Raw genomic sequence first — 6,077 nt, forward strand, 5'->3', positions numbered from 1 at the left:
GCTAGCTTTTTAGAAAGAATAACGTTTTTTGTCACTTGGGGGTAGTGAAAATTCTTAAGTTGATGGGCATGGGGTCACCATATCAAAAAAATAAAATTGTACGTTTGGACACAATTTGGTCACATTTAAGCCGGTTCCCTGTACGTTAAGGAATCGGCTATTATCATCCTATTACTTTTTAACCCGTAATATTTAGAAGATAGGCCCGACATGGTCAAAAAAGAAATATGTTTCTTTGATTTGGTAACAATATGAGCTGGAAATGGATCTTATTTATTTGGTAAGATGGGCTAGGTAGTTGAACAAACAGCAATTTGGCAAATTAAATACTAACTGTGATGGAAGTCTAATGTATTATTTATCCCTTTTGGGGGATTTGTACGGTAAGTATTATTTTTTTGGGAGAGTGAACTGATGAAAGCAGAAAAAATATTAATTGTAGAAGATGAGCCAACTATTTCAGATTTAATAAACCTAAATTTGAAAATGGTAAATTATGAAACTATCCAAGTTTACAATGGAAGACACGCTTTAGAATTAATAGAAACGGAACAATTTGATTTAATACTTTTAGACGTTATGCTTCCAGAAATAGACGGGTTTAGCATAATAGATAAAATAAAGCATAAGGACATACCTGTAATTTTTTTATCAGCTAAATCATCCATTACGGATAAGGTTAAGGGTCTTAAAATGGGAGCAGATGATTATATAGGAAAACCTTTTGAATCTATAGAACTTTTGGCAAGAGTTGAAACAGTTTTAAGACGTTACAGTAAAAAAAATAACGCCATAAGTTTCGGGAATTTAGAAATATATATAGAAGAAATGCTTGTGAAAAAAGATGGCAATAGTATCGATTTAACTCTAAAAGAATTTGAGCTTTTATGTCTTTTAATACAAAATAAAGGAATGGCTTTATCTAGGGAAAAAATTTTAGAAAAAATTTGGGGATATGATTACCTAGGAGAAACTAGAACTGTGGATATGCATATTCAAAGGATTAGAAAAAAACTTGATTTAGACGAGAAAATTAGAACGGTTCATAAGGTCGGGTACAGATGGGAGACTTAAATGAAATTTTGGCATAAAATATCCATATATTCATCATTGTTATTTTTGGTAATATTTAACTTTGGTGCTGTTTGTTTAATACAAAATAGTCATAACTTAAACTTAAAAAGAGAGATTGATAGATCATTAGATGAACATAGAAATATTTCGACAGGAATTAGTTATTATAATATGATTTCAAATAATTACTTATATATTGAGTCTAAAAATATAGTTAAGGCTGATTATAAAGAAGTTATAAAAAAATATTTAGAAAAATTGAATTCAAAGAATAATTATTTAGAGATAGTAGACAAAAATAATCATGTAGTTTTTAGTAACCTAGATTTTAAGGTTTCACGAGATAGAGAAGAGTTAAAAAATGCATCTCACGATAAAAGAAAATACATTATAAGAGATGTAGAAAATAAAACATTATTATTTGTAACTAGTTTAATAAATATAAATGGAGAAGATTTGAAGTTTTCATATGTTCGTGATGTAACATATATTTATGAAGATAAAAAAGAACAATATAATTTTTATATTCGATTATCAATAAGTATAACTATAATTTTAGCTATTGGCATGTATATGTTAAGTAGGTATATTACAAAGCCCATAGAGAAGCTAATAAATATAACCCAAATAGTATCAAAGGGTAATTATTCAAAAAGAGTAGAGATTGATTCTAAAGATGAAATAGGTATTTTAGCAGAAAATTTTAATGAAATGGCAGCTGCTGTTGAACAAAAAATCAGTGAACTAGAAATGAAAGCTGCAGAAAAACAAAGGTTCATAGATAATTTAACTCATGAATTTAAAACACCCTTAACTTCCATAATTGGATATGCAGATTTTCTTCGCTTAACTGCATATAATGAACAGATATTTATAAAAGGGCTAAACCATATATTTAAAGAAGGAAAAAGATTAGAGGAATTATCCCGGAAAATGATGGATTTAATGTTGCTTGAAAGAGAAAAATTTAAAATGAGAAAAGAAAATATAGGAGATATATTATTTGATATAAAAGATATATTAAAGCCTAAATTAAAGAGTAAAAGTATCCACTTAATGATTAGCGGTGAAGATTATGAGGTAGTTGTCGAAAGCGATTTAATTAGAAATTTCATTTGTAATTTTATTGATAATTCTATTAAGGCTTCAAAAGAAGGTAGCAATATATATTTACATGTATATAAAAATAAAGAAAATAAAACTGTGCTTGAAATAAAAGATGAAGGTATAGGAATTTCAGAAGAAGATTTACCTAAAGTGTTTGAAGCCTTTTATATGGCTGATAAATCAAGGACTAGGGCTAATAATGGAGTTGGATTAGGACTTACAATATGTTCTGAAATAGCAAAAATCCATGAAATTGAATTAGAAATGGAAAGCCAACTAAATAAGGGGACAATTATAAGAATAACATTTACCTTGAATTCGTAATGAAAGTTCCTGGCATTTTGTTTGCTGCCTTATGATTTTACAACTATGTTACAATTCGTAGATTGTTTCTATAAGGGTATGATGTATTATTCTAACTGTAGCAAACAAATTAAAGGAGGGAAGATTTTATGAAGAAAAAAGGAATCACTGCATTAGGTTTAATTGGAGCATTAAGTATTAGTGGTGGTGCTTTAACTTTTGCACAAGTATCAAAAAATACAGTATCAAAGAACGAAGTAATGACGGAGTCAAGTACTGCACAAGTAAGTAATAAAGATGAAACCTATAAAAAAGTAGTACTAGATGCTTTTAAAAAGTATTTTAATGTAGATGTAATGCAAAATAGTAAAGGGTTAAAATTTAAAACAATAGATGGTTATGGGATGCTTTCTGTAATGTGGGACGATAAAGATAATATTATGGTATATGATGCTATAATAGATAAAAAAACTAATAAGATAATACGCTTATCATGTTTTCCAGAGGTTCCTAAAAATGAAGATTATCAAAATCTTTCTTATGATACAGCGAAAGATATAGCAGATAAATTTGTTAAAGATAATAATTTATTCGATAATACAAATTATGAGTTTTTAGAGAAGGAAAGCATTAAGACAAATTCAACGTTGGATAAAAAATCTCCAGTATATGTTTTCTATTATAAATGTAATGGAGAAGAATGGTCATTAACTGTAAATAAAGATCTCAAGAAAGTAGAACAATTTCAGATCTTCCCCGAAGAACAGATCGGAGTGGGATTGGGCTAAAAGTAGATTTTCATTATGTTTTAAAGAGGATGGAAGGTATTGTAATAATTTCAATTTGGATAACGCACAGTTCAATATTCCCCAAGTTGGAGTATTGTGACAGTCCAAAACCTTCAAGGCTTGACGGGCACCACCATGTGTAAAAATGCGCTTAGCCTGTGAAATTCTATGTTCCCTACTAGAACTGCGGGTCACGGGACTTACTTTTTGGGTAGAATAAACTCTATCCTAAACCGACCTATTAATGATCACATACCCGACGGCCGTCCGTTATGTGGGAGATATGCCATAACTTTTTGTAAACATCTGCATAAGTTACTTTCAGTTGTTCTCTAGTTGCTTGTTTTCTTCCTCCAATTTTTTGTTCTTCCTTTTAAGAGGTTGTCATAGGAGTTAAAGTGGATTTATTATCTTGGATAGCTGTTGGGTTCATCATAATCAGATTTATTATTCATGCTTTTATAACAAGAAATGTGAAAAGTAAGATTCCTCAAAGTTCAGCTATCCAATCCATAGTTTGGAGGATAGTGAGAACCACAGTTTTTTGGATGGTGAGTATCTTCCTTATTGTATAGTGGTTACTTCCTAGATTTTTGTGAAGAACTGTACTTAAACAAACGGGCACGATTGTGGAGCAACATAAGTAGGAAATGATCAAAATTTTTTATAAAAGAATGAGTCAATAAAAAATAATAAGAGCGTGTTTTAATAAATCTATTTTTTACAAAAACGCTTTTTTCTATATTTGTTTATCAAGATTATCAGTAGCAATTTGATCAAACATTATTTTAAAGCAACACGTAGCTTCTTGTTTTAGTTTTGTAAGTGACTCAAAAAAGAAGGAATCGTTGCCGTACCTCCTTAACGTAGGAAAATAGGCTTTTTATCTCCCGAAAAATGTCTTATCGTGAATTTCATGTCATTTGGTTGGCGGGACCCCATGTATGGTTGAAAAAATAGAGGTGAGTGCTATGAAAAAGTTATATAGCGGAAATGGAATGTTAATAGTTATAACGATTATTCTATTAATTACATGTATTATCTTTGTGTGTAATCCACTTATTTTCTCAAATTCTATAAAAAGCTTTTAAAAGAATTAAGATATATAAACCCAGCCTAAGAGTAAAGTGTTTGGGATTAGTTCAATCAATAAAGGTAATGGGTATATGCTAGGAAGCTACAAGACAATCGGAGGTTACTTTACGCTTCCTAGCAAAGGTGCTCTTTCTATTCCTAAAACCGGTCCTTGGAGCCCCAATAGCTCATTAATTAAATTCTATCTATATATTAATAACGTGACAGACTAAAGCAGCAACCCTGTGGTTACCCCATATAAATGAAAAAACTCTTAAAATATTTGATATCTTTAAAAATGAGCAAACTCACTTTATACTTCTTTTTCAAATAACTAAATTTATAATGGAAAAATAAATTATAAGAAAGGACTGAAATTACCCGGATTTATGAAAAAAATAGTTATTATTTCAGCCGCTACGATTGGAATCGGTATCACATCCTTCGCTTATTTCGGTTCGAGATCTCCACTACACAATGAAGCAAAAGTTGTTAAAACACAAAAACATGATGAACATCCAAAAGAAGAGATTCCTGCCTTTCCAAAAGCAGCAGATACAGCCAAAAAAACAGATGAAAACTTTCTTCTTGTTACAAATCCAGATTCACCCCTTGTATTAGTAAATAAACATCGTAAATTACCAGATGGCTATATACCAAAAGATTTAACTAAACCAAACGTTCCATTTACATCTCCAAAAGATAAAGAAAAAACATTACTTCGTAAAGATGCTGCCACTGCTCTTGAAAAAATGTTCCAATCTGCAAAAGAGCAAGGTCTAGAGCTTACAGCTGTATCAGGTTATCGTTCATATAAACGACAACAATCCTTACGTAATACGTATATCAAACGTCAAGGAAAAGCCAAGGCTGATTCAGTTAGTGCAGTTCCTGGAACGAGTGAACATCAAACAGGACTTACAATGGATATTAGTTCAGAATCTGCAGAATATAAATTAGAACCTATCTTTGGAGAAACAGAAGAAGGAAAGTGGGTAGCAACACACGCCCATGAATTTGGCTTCGTTATTCGTTATTTAGAGGATAAGACAGATAAAACAGAATATGCATATGAACCATGGCATCTTCGCTACGTTGGCAATCCATATGCTACATACTTATATCAACATCACCTAACATTAGAAGAAGCAATGGGTGAAAAAAATAAGTGAACCATAAAATATATCCTATAAAATAGACACTTAAAAAAGTCTATTCTATAGGGTATTTCTTGTATAAGTGGTCCCGCCCCATCACTATTAACTTAAGGTATATTTTTATACAAAATGCGGTCTTTCCATATAGTTTTTTATTATCTTTTATAGATTTTATAAAAGTAGGCATATCAAATAAACCCTGACAGTTTTCAATTTTTTACTATGCTACCTGATGAGTAGAAGTGGTATACTCATAAACAACACCCAAAATATCAAAGACTGTTTTTTTCTCATATCGATGAGATTTTCGTCCGTTGTGCTGTAGGAGGTTAAACAGACGAAGGAGAACCTTTGATAATTCTTGGGTGTTTTTGTGTAATGCTTGGTAAAAAAGTAAAAAATAACCCTTAATTATGTACATCGCTTTATATTCACTTAGCTCTTTCTGTTTCTTACGTAACAGGAATTCTCGCATTTTAAACATAGTAGGGGTAATACCACATGCCCATCAACTTAAGAATTTTCACTACCCCCAAGTGACAAAAAACGTTATTCTTTCTAAAAAGCTAGCTAG

At 30.7% G+C, this 6,077-nt stretch carries 4 protein-coding genes and 1 pseudogene; 4 read left to right on the plus strand and 1 reads right to left on the minus strand.

The genetic code is table 11. The annotated features are described in order from the left end of the window. The first annotated feature begins 414 nt into the window (after nt 1-414). The 4 genes from PDQ68_RS28115 (at nt 415) to PDQ68_RS28130 (ending at nt 5,518) form a co-directional block, all read left to right on the plus strand. Nucleotides 415-1,074 carry a response regulator transcription factor gene (locus tag PDQ68_RS28115; RefSeq protein ID WP_227585729.1) on the plus strand — a complete coding sequence of 220 codons (660 nt, stop codon included), beginning with the start codon at nt 415-417 and terminating at the stop codon, nt 1,072-1,074. After that, nucleotides 1,075-2,505 carry a sensor histidine kinase gene (locus tag PDQ68_RS28120; RefSeq protein WP_062821061.1) on the plus strand — a complete coding sequence of 477 codons (1,431 nt, stop codon included), beginning with the start codon at nt 1,075-1,077 and terminating at the stop codon, nt 2,503-2,505. Nucleotides 2,506-2,633: 128 nt separating this feature from the next. Continuing rightward, complete coding sequence (locus PDQ68_RS28125; RefSeq protein WP_061182347.1) at nt 2,634-3,272, plus strand: hypothetical protein; 639 nt, start codon at nt 2,634-2,636, stop codon at nt 3,270-3,272. Between the two features lie 1,463 nt (nt 3,273-4,735). Further along, nucleotides 4,736-5,518, plus strand: coding sequence for a M15 family metallopeptidase (locus tag PDQ68_RS28130; protein ID WP_061182346.1), 783 nt, complete (start codon nt 4,736-4,738; stop codon nt 5,516-5,518). 205 nt (nt 5,519-5,723) lie between these two features. Here the strand turns inward: PDQ68_RS28130 and PDQ68_RS28135 are convergent. After that, nucleotides 5,724-5,990 (minus strand): annotated as a pseudogene (locus PDQ68_RS28135) (IS4 family transposase); the annotation flags it as partial. Between the last annotated feature and the right edge of the window lie 87 nt (nt 5,991-6,077).

The organism is Bacillus cereus group sp. Bc010, from assembly GCF_027716745.1.
GTDB classification, from domain to species: Bacteria; Bacillota; Bacilli; order Bacillales; family Bacillaceae_G; genus Bacillus_A; species Bacillus_A pacificus.

Coding starts and splice junctions, on each gene's coding strand:
- PDQ68_RS28125 (WP_061182347.1), top strand. CDS start 2,634: ATGAAGAAAAAAGGAATCACTGCATTAGGTTTAATTGGAGCATTAAGT.
- PDQ68_RS28115 (WP_227585729.1), top strand. CDS start 415: ATGAAAGCAGAAAAAATATTAATTGTAGAAGATGAGCCAACTATTTCA.
- PDQ68_RS28130 (WP_061182346.1), top strand. CDS start 4,736: ATGAAAAAAATAGTTATTATTTCAGCCGCTACGATTGGAATCGGTATC.
- PDQ68_RS28120 (WP_062821061.1), top strand. CDS start 1,075: ATGAAATTTTGGCATAAAATATCCATATATTCATCATTGTTATTTTTG.